We start from the raw sequence: 3,509 nt of genomic DNA on the forward strand, positions 1-3,509 counted from the left end.
AGAATAATGTAAAAAGAATATTGTTTTTACATAATAGGAATGATTTATTAAGAGAAATTACTGCTTATACACAAAATGCCAAAAAAATTGCTCTATATTGCTCTAATTTTAAAGAAATAGATGCTAAATGTTTGATAAGAACAAAAGAGAGGTTATCTCTTGAAGATTGGCTTGTGCAGCATTTTTTTAGTTTAAGAGATAAAGAGGTAACAATAGAAGTCTATGACTACAATAGTATTAATCAAAAAAATATAGTTAAAAATAATCAGGAAAGGGATTGTGGAAATATTAAAATTTATAACAAGCAAAATGATACATCAAGCATCTTATTTAATTTTGTAAAGCAATTAAACGGTGGTAAAGATATTGATAATCTCTCAAAAGCTATTAGTAAGTTTATAAAGCAGAAGGACAGTTTTGAGAAATTGAAATCTTGTATTGAAAATAATTTGCAAAAACCCATCATTGAAAAATTATCAGATTTTAAAGAGACAGAATTTTTCGGTGGTCAAGGAAAATATAAAGAGAGTTTGCAGTTTGCTTTTGATAATCTAATACAAGATATTAGAAATATATATGAGGAGGGTAATGCCCAAACTTATAAAGAAATTGTAAATTTTTTCTTTAGTATTTTTAATATCTTTGATATTAAAAAGATTGCCTCTAAAGGTAATTTGGTTTTTTTAGCTATTGATACACTTTTTGAAGGGAGTAAGACTTTAGGAAATATTTTAGAATGGGCAGATTCTAAATATTCTTTTGCCATTTCAAATTCAATTATTAAACTTTTTGTGCAAGATATTGCCCCCATTATCTTTCTTTTTGAAAATCGTATTTTGAATTATACTCTCATTATAGATAATAAGATTCTTATAGAGTTATCAGGATTTAAACACGATATTGAAGAGAGCAGTGCCTATATAAAACAAAATTTAGCCCTGCTGATAGAGTTAAAACAAGAGAGTTTGACAAATGTGGAGGGAATAAATTTAAGTTGTGTCTGTGAGAATGAAAAATTGCAAATTTGCGGTAAAGACAGCATTACAAATCATCTTAGCGCACAAATGACTTCTAATAACAATAGACTTGTCTTTATAGAAAGCCCTTATTTTAACTCTAGCCAACTTGTGCAGCTTATGAAAAATGAGCAAAAAAGCGAGATAAAAGCTCCATCAGCACAAGGATATAACTATCTTATCATTAGCAATGCTCCCTATAAGCATAATGCAGGATTAAATCATAAATTGTTAGAGGAGTTAGGTAATACTATAAGCTATGGAGATGAAAATAAAAAGGAAGTCAAAAGTGATACTTTATTTACAAATCCTAAAAAAGATTATGATGAAACCATTGATTATAGTAAATATAAAATCACTATAAAAGATGAAATAAGCAAGCCTTATGTTGTTTCTCTAAGTCCTTTTGTCTTTGTCCCACAAAAGGAATACAATGATTATAAGAATACCAAAGAACATCTTGATAGTCTTAATTATGGCTTTTATCCTCAAGATAAGAATCAAATAGAAGATTATCACAAATTTGAAAGAGAAAATAGAGACAAAATACTCAATTTCAATTTTATAGAACATTTCTTTCAGCAAGAGAACAATAAAACATATTTTTTAGAGCAGGAGAAAAAATATTTTAAAGAAAGTATAGAATGTCTGCAAAGTTATATTGATAGCATTACTCAAGTCTTGGTAACTTATGAATATAATTATTATGATGGTTATGAAATCCCAATACGAGAAACAAAACTTGAACCAAAAAAAAATTATTCTGTCTTAGAAGTGCTTTTACTTGCTTTAACCTACTATGTGATTAAAAATTTCTATACTTCCATAAAAACAGATACACAAAAATGGTGGAATTTTATTTCTAAATATGAGTGTATAGAGATTGATAAAGAAAGTTTTAGAATATTGCCTTATGAAAGTTTTTTAGTGCTTGAAGATAGCAAAAGTAAAATACCCCTATGTTTTTCTAAGCAAAGAAAAAATGAGTTATTAAAGAATAATGAAGAAGTCTTTTGTATAGAAGAGTTTGTTGAGGAATTAGAAAATCAAAAGGATACAGATAAGATTAATGTAGATGAAATCTTAGAAGAGTTTTTTAATGAGGAGGATTCTGATTCTAAAAGTGAATTTGGAAGTTTAGATGAAACAAATCAAGGAAGTTTAGAAAATTTAAAGACCTTAGAAACCAAACTTCAAGATTTAGAAAAGGACTTACAAAAAGAGCAAACAAACACAAGACTCAAAGCAAGTGAATCTTTGCAGGTGATAATAGAGCATTTCATTGTCTCTTTTTTCCCTTTTGCCTCACTCTTTTTTAATCTAAGTCCTTTCAATATAAGCAAGGCACTTGTAAAACTCCTATTCTCCTATAAAATAAAACATTTAAGAGAAGTATTATTTGGGGAGTTGGGTTTAGCCTATTTAGCCTATATTCTCTATAATCACGATATGAAGATATACACTCAAACATATGAGAAAAATAGAACTTTAAAAAGGAGATTTGAACGATTAAAGAAAAAATCATTTGTTCAAGCAGTTAAACAAGTCCAAAACAGCATTGTAACTATCAGTCAAAAGGACCATATAAAAGATTTCAAACAGATAAAAGGACAAGATTTGAAATATTATAAAAATATTTTCTTGAAAGATTATACGAAAGACACTATTAAGAGTTTTTTCAAATCTCTCCCACAAGCTGTTGGTATGAATATCTTTAATCAACTTTTTATTACGCATTATGAGAAGAGCAAAAAAGAGTTTGAACGCTTAAAATTTACAAAATTTTCTTACAAATACCATCCCCCTTATGTGCTTAAAAGACAAAATGAGGGTGTATTCTACCCTATGCTTGTGAATAATACTTTTTTATCTTTTAATTTTATTAATATGATTATAGGAGGCAGACTTAGAACAGGAGCTTTTGGAGACATTGACTCTTTGTTTTATTGTTATGAGGATATAAAAACTACAAATACGAGGAATTATCTTTTAAACAAACTCCTTGCTTATCTGTGCCTTGATGAATTAAGGGGAATGAATGATACCCTCACTCCTTTAAATGATATAGAGTTTTTTAATACAAGAGCATATACACAAGATTTACCCACTCGCCCAAGATTATTAAAGCTTCAACACAAGGAGGGTGAGTTTAAAGCCCCACCTAATGCGAGTGAGCAGATAAAAATAAACATAGCAGAGTTTAATCAAAAAATGCAAAGCATAAATAAAGATGAGAGAAAACAAGCATTATATAAAGAATATAAAGACAGAGAAAACAGAAGTGCTAATAATGAGGAAAGAGGAGAAATGCAAGCTTCAGCCTCAGCCATAGACGCTTATCATATCGCAATAAATTATCTTGATGATGTTTATATGGATTGTTTCAATACCAATTTAAAAGACAATACTCCAAACTTAGAAAAACACAGAGAATTTTTAAGAGCTTTGAATATAATAGGAGAGAATAATATTAAGGCTATGTATGTGGGGATA

At 28.5% G+C, this 3,509-nt stretch carries 1 protein-coding gene; it reads left to right on the forward strand.

All coding sequences use genetic code 11. The features are described 5' to 3' along the window. Window positions 1-3,509, forward strand: a 3,509-nt coding sequence (locus tag HCCG_RS12680; RefSeq protein ID WP_230197963.1) for a hypothetical protein, incomplete at both ends; no start/stop codon positions are given.

It is taken from the genome of Helicobacter cinaedi CCUG 18818 = ATCC BAA-847 (assembly GCF_000155475.1).
GTDB classification, from domain to species: domain Bacteria; phylum Campylobacterota; class Campylobacteria; order Campylobacterales; family Helicobacteraceae; genus Helicobacter_C; species Helicobacter_C cinaedi.